The 22,733-nt window shown below is 61.4% G+C and carries 20 protein-coding genes; 5 read left to right on the top strand and 15 right to left on the bottom strand.

Annotation, left to right across the window (positions count from 1 at the left end):
• Positions 1 to 24: 24 nt before the first annotated feature.
• On the bottom strand, positions 25 to 1,590 hold the full coding sequence (locus tag HMPREF9720_RS07510; RefSeq protein ID WP_039940177.1) for a SusE domain-containing protein: 1,566 nt from the start codon (positions 1,588 to 1,590) through the stop codon (positions 25 to 27).
• 372 nt (positions 1,591 to 1,962) lie between these two features.
• Here HMPREF9720_RS07510 and HMPREF9720_RS07505 point away from each other — a divergent pair, with 372 nt between their 5' ends.
• The 4 genes from HMPREF9720_RS07505 to HMPREF9720_RS07490 are packed head-to-tail and all read left to right on the top strand — an operon-like array spanning position 1,963 to position 7,443.
• Positions 1,963 to 3,969 (top strand): glycoside hydrolase family 97 protein, encoded by a 2,007-nt coding sequence (locus tag HMPREF9720_RS07505; RefSeq protein ID WP_009597588.1) that lies wholly within the window; start codon positions 1,963 to 1,965, stop codon positions 3,967 to 3,969.
• A 3-nt stretch (positions 3,970 to 3,972) separates the two neighbouring features.
• The gene (locus HMPREF9720_RS07500) at positions 3,973 to 5,310 is read left to right on the top strand and encodes an MFS transporter (protein WP_009597662.1); all 1,338 of its coding nucleotides are present in this window, start codon (positions 3,973 to 3,975) and stop codon (positions 5,308 to 5,310) included.
• 9 nt (positions 5,311 to 5,319) lie between these two features.
• The gene (locus tag HMPREF9720_RS07495; protein WP_009597665.1) at positions 5,320 to 6,213 is read left to right on the top strand and encodes a helix-turn-helix domain-containing protein; all 894 of its coding nucleotides are present in this window, start codon (positions 5,320 to 5,322) and stop codon (positions 6,211 to 6,213) included.
• 24 nt (positions 6,214 to 6,237) lie between these two features.
• Positions 6,238 to 7,443: a glycoside hydrolase family 26 protein gene (locus HMPREF9720_RS07490; RefSeq protein WP_009597618.1), complete on the top strand. Its 1,206-nt coding sequence runs from the start codon at positions 6,238 to 6,240 to the stop codon at positions 7,441 to 7,443.
• A gap of 65 nt (positions 7,444 to 7,508) precedes the next feature.
• Here the strand turns inward: HMPREF9720_RS07490 and argH are convergent, their stop codons facing one another.
• The 9 genes from argH to HMPREF9720_RS07445 form a co-directional block, all read right to left on the bottom strand.
• Positions 7,509 to 8,807 (bottom strand): argininosuccinate lyase, encoded by a 1,299-nt coding sequence (gene argH / locus HMPREF9720_RS07485; RefSeq protein WP_009597661.1) that lies wholly within the window; start codon positions 8,805 to 8,807, stop codon positions 7,509 to 7,511.
• A gap of 152 nt (positions 8,808 to 8,959) precedes the next feature.
• Positions 8,960 to 10,021 carry a M20 family metallo-hydrolase gene (locus HMPREF9720_RS07480; protein ID WP_009597611.1) on the bottom strand — a complete coding sequence of 354 codons (1,062 nt, stop codon included), beginning with the start codon at positions 10,019 to 10,021 and terminating at the stop codon, positions 8,960 to 8,962.
• Between the two features lie 53 nt (positions 10,022 to 10,074).
• Complete coding sequence (gene argB, locus HMPREF9720_RS07475) at positions 10,075 to 10,842, bottom strand: acetylglutamate kinase (RefSeq protein ID WP_009597684.1); 768 nt, start codon at positions 10,840 to 10,842, stop codon at positions 10,075 to 10,077.
• The gene (locus HMPREF9720_RS07470; protein WP_009597650.1) at positions 10,842 to 11,798 is read right to left on the bottom strand and encodes an acetylornithine carbamoyltransferase; all 957 of its coding nucleotides are present in this window, start codon (positions 11,796 to 11,798) and stop codon (positions 10,842 to 10,844) included. Before HMPREF9720_RS07470 ends, argB begins: the two co-directional genes overlap by 1 nt.
• 135 nt (positions 11,799 to 11,933) lie before the next feature.
• Positions 11,934 to 13,064 carry an aspartate aminotransferase family protein gene (locus tag HMPREF9720_RS07465; RefSeq protein ID WP_009597639.1) on the bottom strand — a complete coding sequence of 377 codons (1,131 nt, stop codon included), beginning with the start codon at positions 13,062 to 13,064 and terminating at the stop codon, positions 11,934 to 11,936.
• A 159-nt stretch (positions 13,065 to 13,223) separates the two neighbouring features.
• Positions 13,224 to 14,186: an N-acetyl-gamma-glutamyl-phosphate reductase gene (gene argC, locus HMPREF9720_RS07460; RefSeq protein ID WP_009597672.1), complete on the bottom strand. Its 963-nt coding sequence runs from the start codon at positions 14,184 to 14,186 to the stop codon at positions 13,224 to 13,226.
• Positions 14,183 to 15,385, bottom strand: a complete 1,203-nt coding sequence (gene argG, locus HMPREF9720_RS07455; protein ID WP_009597660.1) for an argininosuccinate synthase — start codon at positions 15,383 to 15,385, stop codon at positions 14,183 to 14,185. The genes argC and argG overlap by 4 nt, the downstream gene beginning before the upstream one ends.
• 16 nt (positions 15,386 to 15,401) lie before the next feature.
• Positions 15,402 to 16,022, bottom strand: coding sequence for a GNAT family N-acetyltransferase (locus HMPREF9720_RS07450; protein ID WP_009597629.1), 621 nt, complete (start codon positions 16,020 to 16,022; stop codon positions 15,402 to 15,404).
• A gap of 33 nt (positions 16,023 to 16,055) precedes the next feature.
• The gene (locus HMPREF9720_RS07445; protein WP_009597586.1) at positions 16,056 to 18,254 is read right to left on the bottom strand and encodes a RelA/SpoT family protein; all 2,199 of its coding nucleotides are present in this window, start codon (positions 18,252 to 18,254) and stop codon (positions 16,056 to 16,058) included.
• Between the two features lie 81 nt (positions 18,255 to 18,335).
• Between HMPREF9720_RS07445 and trhA the strand changes: the two genes are divergently transcribed.
• The gene (trhA, locus tag HMPREF9720_RS07440) at positions 18,336 to 18,992 is read left to right on the top strand and encodes a PAQR family membrane homeostasis protein TrhA (RefSeq protein ID WP_009597705.1); all 657 of its coding nucleotides are present in this window, start codon (positions 18,336 to 18,338) and stop codon (positions 18,990 to 18,992) included.
• Between the two features lie 90 nt (positions 18,993 to 19,082).
• Here trhA and HMPREF9720_RS07435 read toward each other — a convergent pair whose 3' ends face one another.
• From HMPREF9720_RS07435 to HMPREF9720_RS07415, 5 genes are all read right to left on the bottom strand, one after another.
• On the bottom strand, positions 19,083 to 19,856 hold the full coding sequence (locus tag HMPREF9720_RS07435) for a class I SAM-dependent methyltransferase (protein WP_009597596.1): 774 nt from the start codon (positions 19,854 to 19,856) through the stop codon (positions 19,083 to 19,085).
• A 13-nt stretch (positions 19,857 to 19,869) separates the two neighbouring features.
• Positions 19,870 to 20,424, bottom strand: coding sequence for a GNAT family N-acetyltransferase (locus tag HMPREF9720_RS07430; RefSeq protein WP_014775482.1), 555 nt, complete (start codon positions 20,422 to 20,424; stop codon positions 19,870 to 19,872).
• Positions 20,424 to 20,615, bottom strand: a complete 192-nt coding sequence (xseB, locus tag HMPREF9720_RS07425; RefSeq protein ID WP_009597696.1) for an exodeoxyribonuclease VII small subunit — start codon at positions 20,613 to 20,615, stop codon at positions 20,424 to 20,426. The genes HMPREF9720_RS07430 and xseB overlap by 1 nt, the downstream gene beginning before the upstream one ends.
• A gap of 71 nt (positions 20,616 to 20,686) precedes the next feature.
• Positions 20,687 to 21,934, bottom strand: coding sequence for an exodeoxyribonuclease VII large subunit (gene xseA / locus HMPREF9720_RS07420; protein ID WP_009597609.1), 1,248 nt, complete (start codon positions 21,932 to 21,934; stop codon positions 20,687 to 20,689).
• 3 nt (positions 21,935 to 21,937) lie between these two features.
• Positions 21,938 to 22,477 (bottom strand): energy transducer TonB, encoded by a 540-nt coding sequence (locus HMPREF9720_RS07415; protein ID WP_039940197.1) that lies wholly within the window; start codon positions 22,475 to 22,477, stop codon positions 21,938 to 21,940.
• Positions 22,478 to 22,733 lie beyond the last annotated feature (256 nt).

Genomic DNA, 22,733 nt, shown 5'->3' with positions numbered 1-22,733 from the left:
CCTTCAGAGTTTGTTTGTACATGACTAGTTCTCTTTGGTGAGGGTGAGGGTCATCGTGTTCAGGTTCAGGTTGATGGTGTAGGTCCCCGACGCATACCCGAAGCGCGACGGATAGAACTGCGGGTCGCCCTTGGCGTCGCTCGTGGCCTGATCGTCGATGCGGATCACCGTGCCGAACGGCGCGTCGGGGGTCTGTCCGTACCAAGGCCACCAGCCGTCGGACGAAGCGAAGATCTTGAATCCCTTGTAATCGCCGTCGAAATTCATGGCGACACCCGTGGCTTCCCATTCGTTGTCGCCCTTCTTGGGCAGGTAGGTGCGGCTCTCCCAACCGCCCGGAGTGGCTTCTCCGGTCATCGAATAGGCGGTCGAGTAGTCGATGCTTTTCGCGGTGAGCGTCATCTTCATCGTGTTGAGGTTTACCTCGATGTCGTACACGCCCTTGCCGTAGCCGAGTTTGCCGGGGTATACCTGCGGCGCGTCGGTGTCGGTGACAAGCTGCAGCGAGATGTTGTCGGCCGTGGCGTCGTCGGTCATGGCGTAGTAGACGCCCCAGTTGTCGCGTTCGGTGAACATCTTGAAGCCTACGTCGCCGTTGTCGCCGAACGTCATGTCGATATTCCGGGCGCGGTAGATGCCCTCTTCGGCCTTGGCGAGCTGCGTGCCGTCCCACGTCCAGCCCCATGTGAAGCAGCCGCCGAGCAGGTAGAGCTGTTCGGGCAGCGGCGCTTCGGGCAGGTCGCCCGTGCGGGTGAGGGTGAGCAGCTTCGTGTCGAGGTTTACCTCGATGTCGTAAACGCCGTTCTCGTAGCCGAACGATCCCGGCTGGAACTGCGCTTCACCGCTTTTATATACGGCGATCTTTCCGAACGTCTCCGCCGAAAGGTCCTGTGCGGCGAAACGGGGGTCGTCCGTGTCGTTGACGTTGCGCGAGAAGTAGAATTTGAAGCCGTTGTTCAGGCTCATGGGCTGCACGCGCAGCTCGACGCCGGAGGCCTGATACAGGTGGGAGCCTTCGCGGCTTTCGGGCAGTTCGAGGCCCGCGTTCAGATCCCACTGCCACGGGGTGGCCGCACCCACCATGATCAGCGAGGGCGGGAAGTTCGGATAGGTCGTCTTCGGCGTTATTGCGCAGTTTTTGATCTCCGACAGCTGGGCGTCGAACTCCTCGTCCGCGTTTTTCGCATATACGGCGAACCGCACCGCCGCTTCGGTGCCGGCTTCCAGATCGAAAGTGTTGAGAAGCAGCTGATTCAGCTCGCCGTGAGTGAAGTCGTGTGTCAGGGCCGCGCCCTTGTCGATGACGACCGGACCGGAGAACATGTCGCGGCCGGTCAGGTTGACGTAGAGCGTGTAGGCGACCTCGGTCTGCTCGTCGTCGGTCGCGGCGGTCCATTCGGCGTGCAGGGCCGGTTGGTCGGAGTGCTCCGGGTCGACCAGCACGGCATCGGCCGAGAGGGTCAGCGTGGGGGCTGTCAGGGTTGCGGGTTCCGGAACCGGTTTTTCGGCCGTGTCGTCGGAACTGCAGGCGGCGGCCAGAAGAAGGGTGGCGGCCAGACCCGCGGTCAGATAGTAGAGTTTTCTTCGCATATAGGTTGGTTTTTGATTGGATTGATCGGGTGTATATGCCGAAAACAAAATTATCGTTTTGTCCGAGCCTGCAATAGAAAGGTTCGAAAAGCAAAAAAGTTTGATCGGATCGTATCAATCCGACGCTTTTTTTGCGCATGAAAAGGCCCTGAAAAGTGGGTTATACGAATTTTAAATATTATTAAAAACGATGAAACGGAATATGTATGGGTTGATTCGCTGGTATTATGTGATCTTTTTGTTGTATTATTCGATTGAAGTGTGTCATGGCTCTTGGAAAATACTTTTCGACGATGTAATTTTACCTAAAACCACACGGATTAACATGCAATGTATTGTTAATCATGTATATAACCTGATAATAACCGGCCTATGAAAAAACTCTTCCTTTTTCTCTGTCTTCTGTTCCTGCTGCCGACCGCCGCTTTGTGCAGGGATAAAACCTATACGATTCAATCACCCGATTGTTCGTTGACCGTCACGATCGGATGCGGTGATCGAATCGTATATTCCGTCCGATCGGATACGAATCAGATTCTGAAGCCTTCGCCCTTGGCTCTCAGGCTCGTTTCCGGCGAATGCTGGGGCCGGCGGAGCCGGGTGGCCGGAGTGCGGCGCTACCGGATCGACGAGGTGTACGACGCACCTGTTTATAAAAAGCGGAAGGTGGAGGATCGCTGCAACGGGATCGTGATCGATTTCCGGGAGGGATTTTCGCTGGAGTTCCGGGCCTATGACGACGCGGTGGCTTACCGCTTCGTCGCGCGTCAGCCCGGCGAGGTGCTCGTTGCGGGCGAAGAGGCCCGGTTCCGGTTCGCTCCGGGAGCCGTCGCATTCGTGCCCTATGTGCGCGACACCCCTTGCAGGCACGACGGACTGGCTTTCGGCGAGCAGTTCATGCAGTCGTTCGAGAACACCTATACCCGTACGCCGCTTTGCGAAATGGACTCCGCCCGCTTGGCGTTCCTGCCGCTGCTCGTGCAGACGGCCGGGGGTGTGAACGTCTGCATCACGGACGCCGACCTCGAATCCTATCCGGGCATGTTCCTGCACCGAAGCGGCGCGGACGAACTCGAAGGCGTTTTCGCGCCCTCTCCGCGGAAGGTCGTGCCGGGCGGTTACGACCGCATGCAGGGCGTGGTCGAGGAGTACGAGCCGTTCATAGCCTCCCTTGCGCCGGGAGACCGGCTGCCGTGGCGGGCGCTCAGTATCGTGCGGGAGGATGCCCGGCTCGCGGACAACGATCTGGTCTGGAAGCTCGCTTCGCCCTGCCGGCTCGACGATATTTCGTGGATCGAACCCGGCAAGGCCGCGTGGGAGTGGTGGAACGACTGGGGACTTTCCGGCGTGGATTTCACGGCGGGGATCAACCAGCCTACCTATGAATATTACATCGATTTCGCATCCCGCAACGGTCTGCGCTACCTCGTTCTGGACGACGGTTGGAGCCGCGACCACCATTCGCCGCTGGAGACGGCTCCCGGACTCGATCTGCCGGCGCTGGTGAAGTACGGCGAAGAGCGGGGCGTCGGGCTGATCCTCTGGCTCGGCTACCTCCCGTTCGCCGGGCAGATGGAGGAGCTTTGCAAGCTCTATTCCGAAATGGGCATCAAGGGATTCAAGGTCGATTTCATGGACAGGGACGACCAGCAGATGGTCCGGTTTGTCTACGATGCCGCCCGTACGGCCGCACGGTACAGGCTGCTGCTCGACCTGCACGGCATATTCAAGCCTGCGGGAATCCAGCGGACCTATCCCAACGTCATCAATTTCGAAGGCGTGCACGGGCTGGAGCAGGTCAAATGGTCGCCCGTCGAGGTCGATCAGGTTACCTATGACGTGACGGTGCCCTTCATCCGGATGATGGCCGGACCGATGGATTATACGCAGGGAGCCATGCGCAATGCCTCGAAAGCGAATTTCCGGCCGGTGAATTCCGAGCCGATGAGTCAGGGAACCCGCTGCCGGCAGCTGGCCGAGTATGTCGTGTTCGATGCTCCGCTCGCGATGCTGTGCGACTCCCCGTCGGCCTACGGACGGGAACCCGAATGCCTGCGCTTCATCTCCGGCGTGCCTACCGTCTGGGATGAGACCGAAGTGCTCGCCGGCGAGGTCGGCGACCATATCGTGACGGCGCGCCGTCACGGCGACGTGTGGTATGTAGGGGGACTTGCCGGCTGGGACGGCCGTACGGTGCGGGTCGATCTCTCGCTGCTGCCCGAAGGGACGTATGCGGTGGAGCTGTTCCGCGACGGCGAGAACGCGGCGCGCATCGCCCAAGACTATGTCCGGGAGGAGTTCCTGCTGGCTCCCGGTAAATCGTTCGATGTGAAAATGTTCCCCGGAGGCGGTTTCGCCGCCCGGATAACCAAGCGATAGCGTATGGGCATACGTCTTAGGGAAAAGATCGGTTACGGACTCGGCGATACGGCCTCTTCGATGCTGTGGAAGCTCTTCAGCGTCTACCTGATGTTCTTCTATACGGACATCTGCGGCATCGACGCATGGGTGGTCGGCGTCCTGTTTCTGGTGACGCGGATCTGGGATTCGCTGCTCGATCCCGTCGTCGGGCTTCTGTGCGACCGCACATCCAGCCGGTGGGGGACCTTCCGGCCGTGGCTGCTGTGGGGCGCCCTGCCCTTCGGGGCGTTGGGCGTCCTGACCTTCTACATGCCGGAGTGGGGAACGGGCGGAAAGGTGGTCTATGCGACCGTGACCTATTCGCTGATGATGATCGTCTATTCGTCGGTCAATGTGCCCTATGCCGCACTGCTCGGCGTCATGTCGGCCGATCCGCACGAACGCACGGTGCTCGCCGCGTTCAGGATGACCTTCGCCGCCGCAGGCAGCATGGCGGTCGTGCTGGCGGTCGAGGCGCTGGTGAAGGCTTTCCGGCCGTGGGCTGGGCCGTCGGCGAGCTGGACCGCGGCGGTCGCCGTCGTGGCCGCGCTTGCAGTCGTGCTGTTCTTCGTGACGTTCTCAACGACGCGGGAGCGGGTACGGCCCGTGCGGGCGGAGCGGCATCCGGTGCTGCTCTCGCTGCGCGACCTGCTGCACAACAGACCGTGGCTGATCCTTGCAGGGGCAGCCGTATGTCTTCAGGTGTTCAATGCGTTCCGGGAGAGCGGGACGATCTATTTCTTCAAGTATTGCGTGGCCGGCGAGACTGTCGGCACGGTGTCGTTCGCCGGGATCGCCCTGACCGGGTCGGCCCTGTTCCTCGCCGTGGGGCCGTTTTTCAACATTGCGGGCATCGTGCTGATCCCCTTCGCCGCGGACCGGTTCGGACGCCGGCGGACGCTGGTAGGCACCTTGCTGCTCACGGCCGTTTTCAGCTTCGCCTTCTATTTCGTGCGGCAGGGCGGTTATTCCGTGCTGCTTCTGGCGCAGGCGCTCATCAGCCTGAGCGTCGGCGGGGTGTTGCCGCTGCTCTGGGCCATGTCCGCCGATACGGCGGACTATGCCGAACGGCGTTCGGGCCGCCGGGATACGGGGCTGATATTCTCCTCCTATTCGATGGCCCAGAAGATGGGCTGGGCGGTCGGAAGTGCCGCGACGGCGTGGATACTGTCGCTGGCCGGATTCGAAGCGAATGCCGTCCAGTCGCCGGCTGCGCTCACGGTTATAGGGTGTCTGCAAAGCGTCTTCCCGGCTTTGGCCGCCTTGGGAACATGTGCCTTTATTCTGTTTTATCCGCTGGCCGATTCCCGGCCCAAATAATGATTCGTTATGCCCAATCCTGACATATTGACCGAGATACCGCCTATTTCAGGACAAGACTGTTTCGTCGTGTTCGACCGCTACAAGCGCGAATTCTGTTTCCCCGTGCATATCCACAAGGAGTACGAGCTGAACCTTGTGTGCGGAGCGCGGGGGGCGACCCGCATCGTGGGCGACTCCGTCCGCGAAATATCCGACAGGGATCTGGTCCTGATCACGGGTTCCTACCTCGAACACGCGTGGCTGAACGGCAATTTTTCGAAGAATGCCGATGTCCATGAGGTCTGCGTGCAGTTTTCTCCCGATCTGTTCGAATCGGGGTTCATCGACAAGAAGCAGTTCTATCCGATCAAGAAGATGTTCGAGTATGCGCGCCGCGGCATCGCATTCTCCGAAGAGACGGTCTCCCGTGTTGAGCCGATCGTGGAGAACCTGATACGCAGCGAAGACAGGTTCGATTCGGTGCTTAACTTCCTGATGCTTCTCAACTGTCTGGCGCGCGAGAGCGATTACCATATCCTCGCCCAGCGCTCCGTGTCGATCGAGAACAACGTCAATTATGACATGCCGCGCATCCAGAAGGTGATGCAGTTCCTGAACGATAATTTCCACCGGGACATATCCATCGCCGAGGTCAAGGCCCTCGTGAACATGAGCGAACCGACGTTCAGGCGTTTCATCAAACGGCATTCCGGAAAGAGCTTCGTGAATCTGCTCAACGACATTCGCCTTGGGGCGGCTTCGCGCATGCTGATCGAAAACCCGACCAAGAACGTTTCGGAGATCGCCTACAAATGCGGATTCAACAACCTCTCCAACTTCAACCGGATCTTCAAGAAGGGAAAGGGTTTGACTCCCAGTCCATTCAAGACGTTCTACACCCAGAAGAAAATATCCGTATAAATTCAACCTAAAACTCAAAACGACATGAAAAAGAAATTGCTGTTTTCTGCGTGCGCCTGCATGGCTGTTGTCCTCGGTCTCGGATGTTCCGAGGTGAACGGTGTGCCGAGCCGCGCGCCTTCGGGGTATCCCGAAGGCCCCAAGACCATGGTCGATGCCGGCGCCACGGCCATTACCCGGACGCTCTACGAAAATCTGTTCGTGCTGGCCGAGCGCGGTACGATGTTCGGCCAGCAGATACCGACGCTGTACGGTCTGGACAACAACAGGAAATGGTGGGCCGGCGACGACACCGACCTTTCGGACACGAAGTACTTGACGGGCAGCCACCCGGCAGTCTGCGGCTGGGAGCTTTCCAACATCGAGCTGGACATGGAGACCAATATCGACGGAGAGCTGTTCACCGAAGTGCGCAAGCACATCATCGCGGCATTCGGACGCGGAGCCGTCAATACGATTTCGTGGCATTGCGCCAATCCCGTTTCGGGCGGAAATTCGTGGGACGGGACGCGCGCCGTCTATTCGATCATTCCGGGCGGCGAGAACCACGAAAAGTTCAAAGGCTGGCTCGACAAGGTCGCCGATTTCATGCTGAGCCTCAAGTCGCCCGAAGGCGAGCCTATTCCGCTGATCTTCCGCCCGTGGCATGAGCATACCGGCTCCGGCTTCTGGTGGGGCAAGGGAAATGCGACGGCGCAGGAGTTCGTCGCCTTGTGGCAGTTCACGATTTCGTACCTGCGCGACGTGAAGGGGCTGCACAATCTGATCTGGGCCTATTCGCCCGATATGATCCATCTCAATTCGCGCGACGCCTACCTCGAATACTGGCCCGGCGACGAATGGGTCGATATTCTGGGACTCGACGCTTACGACCGCAACGGTGCGGACTACGACCACAAGGGATTGCAGATGATCCGCCTGATGAAGAATATCGCCTATACGAAGAACAAACCGTTGGCGCTGACCGAAACGGGTCTTGAGAACAACAATCCTGAGGAGTCGAACTACTGCAACAAGAAATGGTGGACGTCGATGCTCTACAAGATTATCGAGAACGAGCCCGTATCGTTCGTGCTGTTGTGGCGCAACGGCGATTTCCCGGCAAACGGCGGGCACTATTTCAGCGCTTTCCGCGGGTGCTATTCCGAGAAGGATTTTATGGATTTCTCCCGGAAGGAGCAGATTCTTTTCGAGGACGACCTGCCGGATATGTACAAACCGCTCAAATAAGCGGTCCGGGGAATAAAGAAGGATGCCTTTTCGGGGCATCCTTTTTTTTGTTGCGGCGGTTCCGGTTATTCGAATTCGGCCATCACGCGCTCCATTTTCCGGCGGATTTCGGCGGTGCAGAGATTGCCGATGCTGCCTTCGTGGGTGTGGCGCACTTCGCGCGTCGGGCGGTACTGGCCGCGCTGTACGGCCATGCCGACTTGTTTGTAGGCTTCGCGGAAGGGAACGCCTTCGAGTACGAGCCGGTTCACGTCTTCGACCGTGAAGAGGTAGTCGTATTTCGGGTCGTCGAGGATGCCGGCGTTGACTTTCAGGTGCGCGAGCATGAAGTCGCACATCGAAAGGGTGCGTTTGATTTCGGTCGTCGCCGGGAAGAGGATGTCCTTCAGCAGCTGCATGTCGCGGTGGTAGCCGATCGGAAGGTTGGCCGTGAGCAGGGCGATTTCGTTCGGCACCGACTGCAGGCGGTTGCAGCGGCCGCGCATGATCTCGAAGACATCGGGGTTTTTCTTGTGGGGCATGATGCTCGATCCCGTGGTGAGGTTGTCGGGCAGCGACACGAAGCCGAAATTCTGGCTCATGAAGAGACATACGTCCATCGCAAGGCGGCCTACGGTGGCGGCTATGGCCGCGATGGCGCTGGCCGCGGCGCGTTCGCTCTTGCCGCGGCTCATCTGCGCCGCCACGACGTTGTAGTGGAGCGTTTCGAAGCCCATCAGACGGGTGGTCATCGTGCGGTCGAGCGGGAACGACGAGCCGTATCCGGCGGCCGAGCCGAGCGGGTTCTGGTTGGCGATATGCCATGCGGCGGCAACCAGCCGCATGTCATCTACGAGCGTTTCGGCGTAGGCGCCGAACCAGAGTCCGAACGACGAGGGCATGGCGATCTGCAGGTGGGTGTACCCCGGCATCAGCACCTCCTTGTATTGTTCGCTCAGGCCTTGCAGCCGGTCGAACAGCGTTTTTACGGCGTCGGCCGTCTGGCGCAGTTCGTCGCGCAGGAAAAGTTTGAGGTCCACCAGCACCTGATCGTTGCGCGAGCGGCCCGAATGGATCTTCTTGCCCGCGTCGCCCAGCCGCCGCGTGAGCATCAGCTCCACCTGCGAGTGGACGTCCTCGGTGTCCGGCTCGATCGCAAAGCGTCCGGCTTCGATCTCGGCGGCGATCTCTTTCAGTCCGGCGGTCAGCTCCTCCAGTTCGGCGGAGGTCAACAGCCCGATCTTTTCGAGCATGGCGATGTGGGCCAGCGACCCTTCGACGTCGTATTTCGCCAGCCGCATGTCCAGTTCGCGGTCGTCGCCGACGGTATATTCCTCGATCATCTTGTCGGGCTCGAAGCCCTTGTCCCAAAGTTTGGTTGCCATAGCGTGTGTGTATTCGTTTCTCATTTCGTGCCGGCTCCGTATTGCCGGCGGCCGGTGGTTTGCGGCGGTGCGCCGCGTTTGCAAATCTGTCTTCCGCACGGGGCGGGTGTCTTTCGCGGCGGGGATTCGGCCGCCTGCCGCGCGGGGCGGCGTCAGAGGATTCCGGCGAGTTGCCGGATGAATTCTTCGTAAATCCCGATTCCCTCCCCGATCTCCGAGAGGAGCACGTATTCGTCGGCCGTGTGGGAGCGCGACGACTCTCCCGGACCCATTTTGAGCGACGGAAAGGGCATCAGGGCCATGTCCGACGTGGTGGGGGAGACGTAGCTCCGGCGTCCGGCGGCCTGCGCAGCGCGTGCGAGCGGGTGTGCGGCGTCGAGCGCCGAGGCGCGGATGCGCGTTGAGCGGGGCGCGGCTTGGGAGCGCAGTGCGCCGCGCAGGATTTCGACCGTCTCCTCGTTGGTGTAGGCGTCGGTCGTGCGCAGATCGACGACGAAGCGGCACGAGTCGGGCACGACGTTGTGCTGGGTGCCGGCCGCGATCTGCGTGACGGCGATGCCGATCGGTCCCAGCAGTTCGGATACGCGGTCGAAGCGGAAGCTGCGGAGCCGCGCGATGTCGTCGAGTGCGATATAGAGCGCATTTATGCCCTCGTTGCGCGCCGCATGGCCGCTTTTGCCGCGGGCTTCGCAGTCGAGGACCACCAGTCCCCGCTCGCCGACGGCGGCCTGCATGCCCGTCGGTTCGCCGACGAGCGCCATGTCGATCGTTCCCAGTTGCGGAAGCAGGGCGCGCATGCCGTGTTCGCCCATGCACTCCTCCTCGGCCGAAAGGGCCAGCAGGAGGTTGAAGGGCAGAGACTGTTCACGGAAGGTCAGGAACGTCCGGGCGAGCGACACGACCGAAGCTCCGGCGTCGTTGCTGCCCAGACCGTACAGGCGGTCGCCTTCGGCGGTCGGGGTGAACGGGTCGCGCGTATAGGAGGCCGCCGGGCGCACCGTGTCGTGGTGCGAGTTCAGCAGGAGGGTGGGGCGCGCCGGGTCGAAGTCCGCGGAGCGGGCGAAGACGTTGTTGTGCAGCCGTTCGGGCGCCGCGCCGCGCTCCTCAAGAAAGGCGAACAGCAGGTCGGCCGTGCGGCTTTCGTCGCGCGAGGTCGAAGGCGTTGCGATGAGTCTCCTGAGCAGTTCGACCGCTTCCGTCGTTTTTGCATCCATGCTCTTCCTGTTTTTTGGCTCCGGCGGTCCGGGCGGACTGCCGAAACCGGGGGTTATCTGATGACTGTTCCCGTGTCGTTCGACAGGTTGTCGGAATGTTTGATCGTGACGCTCCGAACGCCGTTTGCGACGGCCTTGAGGGCGTTCTCGATCTTGGGGATCATGCCTTTGCTGACGACGCCTTCGGCTTTGAGCGCGGCGTACGATCCGGCGGTGATCTCGCGGATCAGGGTCGTCTCGTCATCGGGGTCGCGCAGCACGCCGCTCTTCTCGAAACAGAAGACCAGCTCCGCGGGGGCTATCTGCGCTGCGCCGAGGGCTATGGCCGAAGCCACGCTGTCGGCGTTGCAGTTGAGCAGCGTGCCCTGTCCGTCGTGCATGATGGCGCAGAAGACCGGGGTGACGCCCGCTTCGAGCAGGCGTCCGAGCAGCCGGGAATCGACCTTCTCGATGTCGCCCACGAAGCCGTAGTCGATCGGCTGGGGGGCGCGGCGGCGGGCCGTGACGGCGTTGCCGTCGGCGCCCGACATGCCGAGCGCGTTGCACCCTTCGGCCTGCAGTGAGGCCACGAGCTGTTTGTTGACCAGACCCGCGTAGACCATCGTCACCACGTCCAAGGTGCCCTTGTCGGTGATGCGGCGGCCGTCGACCATCTGCACCTTCAGTTCGAGCCGTTCGGCGAGCCGCGTGGCGACCTTGCCGCCGCCGTGGACCAGTATTTTCGGGCCGGGCATCGCGGCGAAGTCCGCGATGAAGCGTTTCAGGACGGCGGGGTCGTCGATGACGTTGCCGCCGATTTTTACTACCGTGATTTTCTCCATTATCCGAGTCCCTCCAGCAATCTTTTGAGTACGACCTGCGCCGAGATTTCGCGGTTGGCGGCTTCGGGGATCACCAGACTGCGCGGCGACTCGATCACCTCGTCGGTGACGATCATGTTGCGCCGCACGGGCAGGCAGTGCATGAAGAATGCGTTGTCCGTAAGCGCCATCTTTTCGGCGTCGACGGTCCATGCGCGGTCGCGGCAGAGGACCTTGCCGTAGTTGGGATCGGCGTAGGCCGCCCAGTTCTTGGCATAGACGAAGTCGGCTCCTTCGAGCGCCTTGCGCTGGTCGTATTCGACGCGCGCGCGGCCGACGAACTGCGGCGCAAGCTCGTATCCTTCGGGGTGGGTGATGACGAAGTCGTAATCCGCGGCGTTCATCCACTCGGCGAACGAGTTGGGCACGGCCTGCGGCAGTGCATTGGGGTGCGGGGCCCACGTCATGACCACCTTGGGACGCTCCTTGGTCTTGTACTCTTCGATCGTGATCAGGTCGGCGAAGCTTTGCAGCGGGTGGCGCGTGGCGGCCTCCATCGAGAAGACGGGGCGGCCCGAATGGCGGATGAACTGCTCCAGCACCCGCTCCTCGTAGTCTTCGGCCTTGTTGTTGAACTTGGCGAACGACCGCACGCCGATCACGTCGCAGTAGGACCCCATGACGGGAATGGCTTCGAGCAGGTGTTCGGCCTTGTCGCCGTCCATCACCACGCCGCGTTCGGTTTCGAGTTTCCATGCTCCCTGATTGACGTCGAGCACCATGACGTTCATGCCGAGGTTCATCGCGGCCTTCTGCGTCGAGAGGCGCGTGCGGAGACTCGAATTGAAAAAGAGCATCAGCAGGGTCTTGTTGCGGCCCAGTCCGGTGAACTGGTAACGGTCGCGCTTGATTTCGAGCGCTTCGGCGACGGCGATGTGCAGGTCGCCGATATCTGCCGCACAGGTGAATTTATGCATATCGTTTTCGTTTTATCTTGTTTTGTCTGTCGCTTGCTTCCGGAGGGCTTTTGTTCGCGGCGGTGCGCTGCGTTGGAGTCTGCCCTCTCCTGACTTTCCTCCGCAGAGAGGACTTGTCGTATCGCGTCCGGGATTTTATTTCCCGCGGAGCGTTGCGTCGAATGCGTCGAGGAAGCGGTCGGCCAATTCGCGCGTCAGGCAGAGCGCGGGCAGCAGCCGCACGGTCGAAGCGCCTGCGCCGCCCGTGAAGACGTGTTTTCCGAAAAGGAGTTTTTTGCGGAATTCCGCGCCCGAACCGTCGATCTCGATGCCGATCATCAGGCCGCGGCCGCGGATCTCTTTCGGTCCGTCGGCCTTACGCAGTTCGCCGAGCAGGTATTCGCCCGTGTCGGCGGCGTTCTCGACCAGCTTCTCGCGCTCCATGACATCCAGCACGGCGATGGCCGCCGCGCAGGCGAGGTGGCTGCCGCCGAAGGTGGTGCCGAGCAGTCCGGGGCGCGCCTCGAAGTGGGGCGCGATCAGCACGCCGCCGATCGGGAAGCCGTTGCCCATGCCCTTGGCCATGGTGATCAGGTCGGGACGGATGCCGGCCCACTGGTGGGCGAAGAAGCGTCCCGTGCGGCCGTAGCCCGACTGGATTTCGTCCAGCACGAGCTGGGTGCCCGTTTCGGTAGCGGCTGCGCGCAGGCCGCGCAGGAATTCGTCCGTGGGGCAGTGGATGCCCGAAACGCCCTGAATGCCCTCGATGATGACGGCGGCGAATTCGCGTGTGGCGAGTTTGGCGCGGGCCGCTTCGAGGTCGTTCAGCGGGGTGAATTCCACGTTGGGCGTCCCGTTGAACGGCGAACGGATGGAGGGGTTGTCCGTCGCGGCGACGGCGCCCGACGTGCGGCCGTGGAAGGCTTTGGAGAAGGCCAGCACTTTGGCGCGGCCCGTCTGGAACGACGCCAGCTTGAGTGCGTTTTCGTTGGCCTCGGCGCCCGAATTGCAGAGGAAAAGGCTGTAGTCGCCGTAACCCGATGCGCGGCCAAGTTTTTCGGCCAGCGCGGTCTGAAGCGAGTTTTCGACCGAATTGGAGTAGAATCCCAGCCGGGCGGCCTGCTCCGAGATCGCCTTCACGTAGTCGGGCTGGGCGTGGCCGATCGAGATGACGGCGTGTCCGCCGTAAAGGTCGAGGTACTCGGTGCCTGCGGCGTTGTAGACGAAGCAGCCTTTGCCGCGCACCGGCTCGACGGGGTAGAGGGAGTATACGTTGAATAGTGTCATGGCAAAAATTGTTTGGCATCTTGCTTCCGATTGCGGTAATCACGGCGTGCCGCCGTGTATGCAAGTCTGATCCACCCCCCCCCAAACCCCCGCCTCAGGCAGGGGCTTGGTCCGCCGCATGCGGCGGAAAGCGAATCCCGGAAAGCGATTTCGTTGTTTCTAAAAAGCGGACGCTTTGAGCCGAAGTCCTTCGCCCTCGTCCAGTCCGAACATAAGGTTCATGTTCTGCACGGCCTGTCCCGACGCGCCTTTCAGCAGGTTGTCGATGACCGACACGACGTGCAGTTTGCCGTCGTATTTGGCCACGCTCAGCAGGGCCTTGTCGGTATTGACGACCTGTTTGAGATCGACGCTGCCGGCGGCGACGTGCGTGAAGAGGGCCGGGGCGTAGAAATCCTCGTACAGCCTGCGGGCCGCCGTCTCGTCGAGCGGGCAGTCGGTGTAGACGCTGGCGAGGATGCCGCGGGCGAAATCGCCGCGCATCGGCACGAAATTGACGGCCTTGCCGAAGCCGGGCTGCAGGCGTCGCAGGTTGCGTCCGATTTCGATCAGGTGCTGGTGCGTGAAGGCTTTGTAGACCGAAATGTTGTCCGTCCGCCAGCTGAAGTGGGTCGTGGCCGAAGGCTTTACGCCCGCGCCCGTCGAACCCGTGACGGCCGTCACGTGCACCTCGCCCGTCAGCAGGCCCGCCGCCGCGAGGGGCAGCAGCGCCAGCTGGATCGCCGTGGCGAAACAGCCCGGATTGGCGACGCGCTCCGCCGTGCGGATGCGGTCGCGGTTCAGCTCCGGAAGTCCGTAGACGAAGCCGTCGCTCTCGTCGCGGAAGTCCTGTGCGAGGTCGATGATCTTCACGCCGGCGGGAACGTCGTTCGCTTCGAGCCATTTGCGGCTCTCGCCGTGCGCCGAACAGAGGAACAGGACGTCGATCGACGCGAGGTCGCAGGTGTCGGCGAAGCGCAGTTCGGTGTCGCCCTCCAGTCCGCCGTGCACGTCGGCGATGCGGTTGCCCGCATTGCTGGTGCTGTGGACGAAGGCGAGCCGGACCTGCGGATGGTTTACCAAGAGGCGGATCAGTTCGCCGGCGGTGTAGCCGGCGCCTCCGATGATGCCTGCGCGTATCATTTCTCGTTGCGTTTCTGGACGTTATGGTAGATTTTGATCTGGTTGCCGAGGATCTTCGTGAAGCCCTTCACGTCGTCGGCCGTCCACGCCTTGTTCACCTCGCCGTATTCGCCGAAGTCGGTCTTCATCAGGTCGTAGGTCGAATCGACGCCCACGAGCGTGTAGCTGTAGGGGCGCAGGATCAGTTCGACGGTGCCCGTGACGTTGCGCTGCGACGAGACGAGCATGGCTTCGATGTCGCGCATCACCGGTTCGAGGTACTGCGCCTCGTGGAGGAACATGCCGTACCAGTTGGCGACCTGCTCCTTCCAGTAGATCTGCCACTTGGTCTGGGTGTGCTTTTCGAGCATCCTGTGCGCGGCGATGATGAGGATCGGGGCGGCGGCTTCGAAGCCTACGCGGCCCTTGATGCCGATGATCGTGTCGCCGATGTGCATGTCGCGGCCGATGCCGAACTTCGAGCCGACGGCCTCCACGGCGCGGATGGCCTCGACCTTGTCGGCGTAGGGCCTGCCGTTCACGGCGGCGATTTCGCCCTGCTCGAAGGTGATTTTCAGCCGCTCCTCGCCCGATGCGGTGATCTGGCTCGGATAGGCCTCTTCGGGCAGCGTCTGCTCGGAATGGAGCGTCTCCTTGCCGCCGATCGACGTGCCCCAAAGCCCCTTGTTGATCGAGTACTCCATCTTCTTGAAGTCGGCTTCGAAGCCGTGCTTCTTGAGGTAGTCGATTTCGTATTCGCGCGTCAGGGTCATGTCGCGCGTCGGGGTGATGATTTCGATTTCGGGGGCGAGCACCTGAAACGTCAGGTCGAAGCGCACCTGATCGTTGCCGGCGCCGGTCGAGCCGTGGGCCACGCAGTCGGCGCCGATCGACTTGGCGTATTCGATGATGGCGATGGCTTGGAAGATGCGCTCCGAGCTGACCGAAATCGGGTAGGTGCCGTTGCGCAGGATGTCGCCGAAGACCATGTATTTGATGCTCTTTTCGTAGTACTCCTGCTCGATGTCGAGCGTGGCGTGCCGCACGGCGCCCAGCGCCACGGCGCGTTTCTCGATGTTCGCAAGCTCCTCCTTGGAGAAGCCGCCCGTGTTGGCGATGGCCGTGTAAACGTCGTAGCCTTTCTCCTCCGAAAGGTATTTTACGCAAAACGAGGTGTCCAGACCGCCGCTGAACGCCAGAACTACTTTCTTCTTTTCCATTTTATATCGGTTTTATTTACTTCAGGTGAAACAGTTTCTTGAATTTGTTCTTGAAGAACATGACGTAGGGCGCCCAGCGCGACTGCGACTGCGGAGGCTCCTTCGCCGGATCGTACAGCATGCCCGTACAGAGACACATGCGCCGGTTGTTGCGCTGCAGGATGTCGTAATTGCAGCATCCCTGACAACCCCGCCAGAACTCTTCGTCCTCGGTAAGCTCCGAGAAGGTCACCGGCACGTAGCCCATGCGCGAATTGAGCTTCATCACGGGCAGCGACGTAGTAATACTGAATAACTTGGCGTACGGAAATCGTCGTCGGGCCAGCTCGAAGGTTCGTCGTTTGATACGCTCCGCGAGTCCCATATGGCGGTACTCCGGATCGACGATAAGTCCTGAGGTGGCGACGAAATCGCCGTGACCCCAGCACTCGATGTAGCTGAAACCGATTAGTTTCTCACCGTCCAGCGCCACGACGGCCTTGCCACCGGTCATTTTTGCGGCGATGTATTCGGGCGAACGTTTGGCGATGCCCGTGCCACGCTGCAATGCCGACTCGTAGATCAGGTCGCAGATACGCTGGGCGTAGTGGGCGTGCGACGAGTCGGCAAATAAGACGCTGATAGAGTTGTTATCCATTTACTTAGTTATGTGGGTAAAATTGTGTGTGAATCAGTTGTTGATGCGGAAGGCGCGCTGAACGCCCTTGATGCGCATGATCGAATGGATGAGCGTATCGACCACGCCCGCGCCGGGCACCTCGACGCTCACCGTGCCCGCGATGCAGCCGTTGGCCAGCGAGGCGAAGTTGATCGAGCGGATGTTGAGTTTCAGGTCGCGGCTGATGACTTCGGTGATGTGGTTGGCCATGCCGGTCGTGTCGGCGGCGACGATGCGCAGCGAGACGCGGAACGCGCCTTCGGCCGTCGAACGCCAGCGGGCGTCGATGACGCGGTAGGGGTAATTCTCGCGCATGCGCTTGGCGTTGGGGCAGTCGCAGCGGTGGATCGTGATGCCCGAATTGATCGTCACGAAGCCGAACACCTCGTCGCCCTTGATCGGGTTGCAGCATTTGGCCAGCTTGTACTGGATTTTCGAGATGTCGTCGTCGATGACCAGCGCGTCCTGCGCCGCGGGACTCTCCTTGGCGTTGTGGACCTTGTTGCGTTCGGCTTCGGCCGCAGCGGCGCGCCGCTGCTCGTCGGCTTCGCCCGAAATATGGCGCGTGAGGATCTCCTTGATGGTCCCCAGATCGACCTTCTGCGTGGCGATCAGGGCGTAGATTTCGGTGCCTGTGCGGACTTTGAAGTATTTGACCAGATAGGCTACAGCCTCGTCGATCGTGAGCGGGAATTTCCAGTTCTTGAGCTTGCGTTCCAGCTCCTCGCGCCCCATGCGGGTATGCTTGGCCTGCTCCTCGCGCAGGAACGATTTGATCTTGTTGCGGGCCTTCGACGTGACCACGAAGTTGAGCCAGTCGGATTTGGGCGTCTGGTTCTTCTGGGTGAGGATCTCGACGATGTCGCCGTTGCGCAGCTGCTCGCGGATCGACACGGCCCGGTTGTTGACCTTGCCGCCGACGCACGTCGAACCCAGACTGGTGTGGATGTCGAATGCGAAGTCCAAGAGCGAGGCCCCTTCGGGCAGCTTGCGCAGGTCGCCGTTGGGCGTGAAGACGAAGATCTCGCCCGAAGCGGGTTTGGCATCGAAACGCTGCGCCAGCGAGTGGGTGGTGTCTTCGAGCAGTTCGCGCAGGCGACCCAGCCAGACTTCGCTGGTCTGCGCGCCCTGATTCACCCCCTTGTAGCGCCAGTGCGCCGCGATGCCGCGTTCGGCCACGGCGTCCATGCGCTCGGTGCGGATCTGCACCTCGACCCAGCGGCCTTCGGCCGATACGGTGGTGTGCAGCGATTCGTAGCCGTTGGACTTCGGGATCGAAATCCAGTCGCGCATGCGGTTGGGGTTGGGCGTATAGAAGTCCGTCACGACCGAATAGGCCGTCCAGCACTGCGGCTTCTCCTGCTCTTTCGGGCAGTCGATGATGATGCGGATGGCGAAGATGTCGTAAACGCCCTCGAACGGCACGTGCTGTTTGTGCATCTTGGTCCAGATCGAGAAGATCGACTTCGTGCGGCTCTTGATGTGGTATTTGATGCCGAGTTTGTGCAGACGCTCCTCGATGGGGACCAGAAACCGTGCGATGAAGGCTTTGCGTTCGTCGGCGCTCTCTTCGAGCTTGGTGACGATGTGTTCGTAGTCCTTCGGTTCGAGGTATTTCAGCGCGATGTCCTCCAGCTCGCTTTTGAGACTGTAGAGACCCAGCTTGTGGGCGATCTGGGCGTAGAGGTTCATGCTTTCCCAGCTCTTCTTGCGCCACTTCTCGTGCGGGAAGATCTCCAGCGAGCGCATCACTTCGAGCCGGTCGGCCAGCTTGATGAGGATGACGCGGGGGTCTTCGGAGTAGGAGACGAGCAGGTCGCGGAAATTCTCGGCCTGCTCCTTGGCGACCTTCAGTTTCAGTTCCGAGATGTTGCACATCCCGATCGTGATGCCGACGACCTGCTCGCCGAAGCGGCTGCGGATGTCGGCGGTCAGGGCGAGGAACTCTTCGGCCGGGAGCTGTTTGTGGGCCAGACGCACCACGTCGTGCAGGATGGCCGAGATGGTGGAGTTGCGTCCGAGTCCCACTTCGGAGATCACGATTCCGGCCACGGCCGCGGCATGCGTCAGCAGGGGGCTGCCGTCATAGCGGGTCAGGGACGCAAGCTTCCCGTCGGCGTAGACCAGCGCCTCGTCCACGAGTGCCTGAGTCTGCTCCGAGAAGTTCGCGCGCACGAGCGTGCGGAGTTTTTCGTAACGTGAAAAGTCCATTTTTCCCTAACCGCATAACCTTGACGGCAAAGATATGAAAAAAATTCATAAATTTGGCACATCGGACCAATACACCCGATTATGACGAAGAAAAAGGATGCTTATGTCCCGACCGTGGGGGAGGAGGTCGCCAATACGGTCACGCACGGCGTGATGTCGCTGCTGGCGCTCGTGGCGCTTCCCTTTGCGGCCGTGTGGGCCTACGCGCACGACCCTGACCGCATTCTGGCGTCGGTGTCGGTGAGCATTTTCGTGATCTCGATCTTCCTGATGTTTCTCGCTTCGACGCTCTACCATTCGATGAATCCGGCCTCGAAACACAAGGCCGTGTTCCATATCCTCGACCATATTTTCATCTACGTCGCCATCGCCGGAAGCTACACGCCGATCGCGCTGTCGGTGATCGGAGGGTGGCAGGGCGTTTTCATCACGATCCTGCAGTGGGCGATGGTGCTGTTCGGCATCTTCTACAAGTCGCTTTCGCGCAAGACGATTCCCGCCCTCAGCCTGACGATCTATCTGGTCATGGGGTGGACGATCGTATTTTTCATGCCGCTTTTCGTGCGGCAGGCATCGCCGCCGCTGCTGGCGCTGATCGCCGCGGGCGGCGTGCTCTATACGCTTGGCGCGTGGTTCTACGCCCGGCAGGGATTCCGCTACCACCATATGGTCTGGCACCTGCTGATCAATCTGGCTGTGGCGGCCCATTTTACGGGGATCGTGTTTTTTCTGTACTGAGTTGATACGGGCAGTAGGGGGAAAACGCCCCGAAACCTGAGTTACGGGGCGTTTTTGTGCTGACTCGGAGGGAGCGCATGCCGGTTTGCCTCAATGCTTGTAGACGACGTAAATATGGTCTTTCGGCAGGGCGTAAAGCCGGCGTTCGGCCTCGGAGAAGGTCGCGGCGTAGTCGATGTCCGCGGCCTCGAAGCCCGCTTCGCGCAGCCGGTCTGTGTAGTCCGCGCCGTAGATGCGGCGGTGGTCGTATTGTCCGAAGATGCGTGTCCGCTCTTCGGGATCGGTGATCGAGTCGTCCTCGTAGGTCTGTTCGTAGTCCGGTTCCACGGGCGAGAGCAGGATGCCCCAGCCGCCGGGTTTGAGGATGCGGTAGAGTTCGTGCAGCGCCCTGCGGTCGTCGGCGACGTGTTCGAGCAGGTGGTTGCAGAGGATCACGTCGACCGAATCGTCGGCCAGCGGAATCTGTTGCACGTCGAAGTGCAGGTCGGCCAGCGGGCTTTCGAGGTCGGCGGTGACGTACTGTCCCGGATGCCCCTTGAAATGGGGTTTCAGGTGGCGCATGATGCAGACTTCGGGCGCGATGTGGAGCGTGCGGGGAAAACTCGTCAGCAGGTCGGTCTCACGCGTGAGGTAGAGCCACAGCAGGCGGTGGCGTTCCAGCGACAGGCATTTGGGACAGAGCGCGTTGGCCCGTGATTGGACATAGCCGTAGGGCATGAATCTGCGGTATCGGGACCCGCAGACCGGACATTCGACACCCCGGCCTTTGTAGAACAGGCCCGCGGCGGGAACGGCCCAGCCGGCGACGCGCTGAAGGAGCGGCCGCGGCACGTGGTTGAGCATCCATTTGATAAGTTTTTTCATCGCAGGTGAGGTTTTATTCCCGCCAGTGTTCGGGGCGGTTCAGAGCGTCGGCGCATACGACCCGGCCTTTGGGACCTGAAAATCCGTCGTCGGTCAACGCCTGCGCCATCCAGTAGTCCGCATGTTTTTCCAGAATCGGATAAGGGGCCGGAAATCCCAGTTTTTCCGCTCCGGGAATGAATCCGTGGCGGGGGTAGTACTCCTTGTGTCCGAGTACGAAGACGAGTTTCGCGCCCCGCTCCCGCAGCAGCTGCAGCCCCTCGGCGATCAGCAGTCCGCCGACGCCCTGCTTCTGGCAGGAGGGAACGACGGCGAGCGGTGCGAGGATGTAGAACAACGGTCGCTGCACTTCCGCTCCGACGATGCGGCATCGGGTGAACAGGATGTGGCCGACGGCCTCCCCGTCGCGCAGTGCGAGCAGCGAGACGGTCGGTTCGGCAGTCGGATCGGACAGCAGCTCGGCGGTCAGCCCGGCCTCCTTGTCGTAGCCGAAGCCCTTTTTATGCACTTCGACGATCGCCGCGAGGTCGGCGGGGACGGTTTCACGGATGACGATTTCCCCGGACATCACGATTCCAGTATTTTGGAAACCTCCTCTTCGGCCTTGCGCAGCCGCGATTTGCAGCCGGCGATCAGCTCCGTGGCGCGTTTGACCTCGGCGGCGAGGCTGTCCACGTCCATCTCTTCGTTGCGGAAGCGGGCGAGGATCTTCTCGATCTGGGCCATCGCTTCGGCGTATGTCATCTCTTTCTTTGCCATGTCTGTTTTTTGTCGTTGTGTGTTTACTGCCGCCGTTTTGGGGTTCCGGAACGGGGTGGACTGCTGCGGTTTTATTTCGGCTCGCTGCGTTGCACGGTGCCGTGGATCGTGCCGTCGGCGACTTCGATTTCGAGGGCGTCGCCTTTGCGGACGTCGCGGGCCGACACCACGGCTTTGCCGCCCGTGCGGACGACGGCGAAGCCCAGCCGGAGGATACGTTCCGGAGAGCGGCCGGCGATCAGTTCCGCGGCGTTGTCGAGCCGTGTGGCCTGCCGTGCGAGGAAATTGCGCACCGCTTCCGGCAGCAGGGCCGAAAGGTGTTCCGCGCGGAGCCGCTGCCGCGTGAGCAGGTCGCCGCTCATCTGGCGCAGGTCGCCCGTGAGCCGTTCCAGCCGCACCTCGGAGGCATGCATGGCGGCTTTCGTGGCATCGTGCAGTTGCAGGGCCGCGTAGTCGAGCCACCCCTCGGCCTGCGTCATCCGTTCGACGAGCCATCCGGCTACGGCTGTCGGGGTTTTGAGCGCCGTGTGGGCCACCATGTCGGCGACGCTGGTGTCCTTGTCGTGGCCGATGCCGGTCAGGATCGGCAGCGGGAACTGCGCCACGTGGGCGCAGAGCCGGTAGGCGTTGAAACAGTTGAGGTCGCTGGCCGAGCCGCCGCCGCGGATGAGGACCACGGCGTCGAATTCGTCCATCCGCTCTGCGACGGCGCATAACGCCGCGACGATCGACTCTTCGGCCGCCGCGCCCTGCATGAAGGCGTCGAACAGCGTTACGTCGAAACGGTAGGGACTTTTGGCCAGCTCCTTGCGGAAGTCCTGATAACCTGCGGCGTTGGCGCTCGATACGACCGCCACGCGCTGCACCACGACGGGCATCGGCGCTTCGCGGTTCATGTCCCAGACGCCCTCTTGCTGAAGCTGGGCGATGGTTATCTGCCGCTGCCGTTCCATGTCGCCCAGCGTGTAGGTGGGGTCGATGTCGGTGATCTGGAGCGAAAATCCGTAGAGTTCGTGGTAATTGACGGCGACTTTGGCCAGAATCTTGATTCCGGCGGCGAGCCGCTGGCCGGTTTCGGCTTCGAAGTATCCTGCGATGCGGGGATAGGCCGTGCGCCAGATCACGGCGCGCGACTGCGCCAGCGGAACGCCGTTGTCGCCCCCTTTTTCGACCAGTTCTAGGTAGCAGTGGCCCGAATAATTGACCTTTATTTCGGAGATTTCGGCGCTGACCCATACGGGCAGGGCGAAACGCTCGTGGAGGGCCTCCTTCACGAGCCGCTGCAATTGGGAAAGGGTGATATGTGAGTGCGTCTGCATGGGTTAGCGCCAGACCAGTTCTACCTGACGCGGCATCAGCTTGCCTTCGGGAAGCTGGATGTGCAGGATGCCTTCGCTCTCGACGGGCGTGCCGTTTTTGCGGGCCGGCGTCCAGCGGGGCGCTTCGGCGACGGCTTTGAGCACGCGGCGTTTGAGACGGCTGTCGGTCGATTCGAGTTCCTGAGCCACGACCGTGTCGCCTTCGGGCGTTACGGTGTAACGCAGGATGATGCGGGCGGCCGGTTCGTCGTCGCCCCACTTCACCTGCCGGGCGATGTAGCCGCTGAAGGTGGAGTCGGCGGTGAAAACGGCGGACTGGTCGTAGCGGAGCGTGACGAGCATCACCCCGTTTGCGGCTTTGTCGCCGTAGCGGGCGATGGTCTCCTCGTCGGCCGGGAGCATCTCGACGTTCTCGATGTCGTCGGGCGGGATCGACGCGATCTGCTCGGTTTCGACGCCGTTGACTATATATAAAGGCTGCTGCGCCGCAACGGGAAGCGTTGCGGCGAGGAGTGCCGATATAAACAGAAAGTATCTTTTCATGCGTTGCTTTTCCCGATAAACGGTCGCTGGGGCGGGAATATTGCCCGGCCGCAGGCGTCGTTCGGTATGTGCGAAGATAACGGTTTTGCTGCGGAACGCCAAATTTTCCCGCGATTTTCGGTCCGCAGGACGGTTTGCAGGGCCTTCTTTCGGGGGCTCCTATGCGGGGCTCCTATGCGGGGCTCCTATGCGGGGCGGGTTTTGTAGAGTGGGTTTCGTGAGCCGGGGTTTGCGGGAGCAGTTTCGCGGGGCGGTC

The organism is Alistipes sp. HGB5 (assembly GCF_000183485.2).
GTDB classification, from domain to species: domain Bacteria; phylum Bacteroidota; class Bacteroidia; order Bacteroidales; family Rikenellaceae; genus Alistipes; species Alistipes finegoldii.
The sequence above is the reverse complement of the archived record's forward strand: the minus strand, read 5'-3'. Positions and strand labels throughout refer to the sequence as shown.

What these genes read in the sequence shown, in the direction of transcription:
- argG (WP_009597660.1), bottom strand. Translation starts at nt 15,385, where the DNA reads ATGGAAAAGAAGAAAGTAGTTCTGGCGTTCAGCGGCGGTCTGGACACC.
- xseB (WP_009597696.1), bottom strand. Translation starts at nt 20,615, where the DNA reads ATGGCAAAGAAAGAGATGACATACGCCGAAGCGATGGCCCAGATCGAG.
- HMPREF9720_RS07495 (WP_009597665.1), top strand. Translation starts at nt 5,320, where the DNA reads ATGCCCAATCCTGACATATTGACCGAGATACCGCCTATTTCAGGACAA.
- HMPREF9720_RS07505 (WP_009597588.1), top strand. Translation starts at nt 1,963, where the DNA reads ATGAAAAAACTCTTCCTTTTTCTCTGTCTTCTGTTCCTGCTGCCGACC.
- argB (WP_009597684.1), bottom strand. Translation starts at nt 10,842, where the DNA reads ATGGAGAAAATCACGGTAGTAAAAATCGGCGGCAACGTCATCGACGAC.
- HMPREF9720_RS07510 (WP_039940177.1), bottom strand. Translation starts at nt 1,590, where the DNA reads ATGCGAAGAAAACTCTACTATCTGACCGCGGGTCTGGCCGCCACCCTT.
- argH (WP_009597661.1), bottom strand. Translation starts at nt 8,807, where the DNA reads ATGGCAACCAAACTTTGGGACAAGGGCTTCGAGCCCGACAAGATGATC.
- HMPREF9720_RS07490 (WP_009597618.1), top strand. Translation starts at nt 6,238, where the DNA reads ATGAAAAAGAAATTGCTGTTTTCTGCGTGCGCCTGCATGGCTGTTGTC.
- HMPREF9720_RS07470 (WP_009597650.1), bottom strand. Translation starts at nt 11,798, where the DNA reads ATGCATAAATTCACCTGTGCGGCAGATATCGGCGACCTGCACATCGCC.
- trhA (WP_009597705.1), top strand. Translation starts at nt 18,336, where the DNA reads ATGACGAAGAAAAAGGATGCTTATGTCCCGACCGTGGGGGAGGAGGTC.
- HMPREF9720_RS07500 (WP_009597662.1), top strand. Translation starts at nt 3,973, where the DNA reads ATGGGCATACGTCTTAGGGAAAAGATCGGTTACGGACTCGGCGATACG.
- xseA (WP_009597609.1), bottom strand. Translation starts at nt 21,934, where the DNA reads ATGCAGACGCACTCACATATCACCCTTTCCCAATTGCAGCGGCTCGTG.
- HMPREF9720_RS07450 (WP_009597629.1), bottom strand. Translation starts at nt 16,022, where the DNA reads ATGGATAACAACTCTATCAGCGTCTTATTTGCCGACTCGTCGCACGCC.
- argC (WP_009597672.1), bottom strand. Translation starts at nt 14,186, where the DNA reads ATGATACGCGCAGGCATCATCGGAGGCGCCGGCTACACCGCCGGCGAA.
- HMPREF9720_RS07415 (WP_039940197.1), bottom strand. Translation starts at nt 22,477, where the DNA reads ATGAAAAGATACTTTCTGTTTATATCGGCACTCCTCGCCGCAACGCTT.
- HMPREF9720_RS07465 (WP_009597639.1), bottom strand. Translation starts at nt 13,064, where the DNA reads ATGACACTATTCAACGTATACTCCCTCTACCCCGTCGAGCCGGTGCGC.
- HMPREF9720_RS07430 (WP_014775482.1), bottom strand. Translation starts at nt 20,424, where the DNA reads ATGTCCGGGGAAATCGTCATCCGTGAAACCGTCCCCGCCGACCTCGCG.
- HMPREF9720_RS07435 (WP_009597596.1), bottom strand. Translation starts at nt 19,856, where the DNA reads ATGAAAAAACTTATCAAATGGATGCTCAACCACGTGCCGCGGCCGCTC.
- HMPREF9720_RS07445 (WP_009597586.1), bottom strand. Translation starts at nt 18,254, where the DNA reads ATGGACTTTTCACGTTACGAAAAACTCCGCACGCTCGTGCGCGCGAAC.
- HMPREF9720_RS07480 (WP_009597611.1), bottom strand. Translation starts at nt 10,021, where the DNA reads ATGGATGCAAAAACGACGGAAGCGGTCGAACTGCTCAGGAGACTCATC.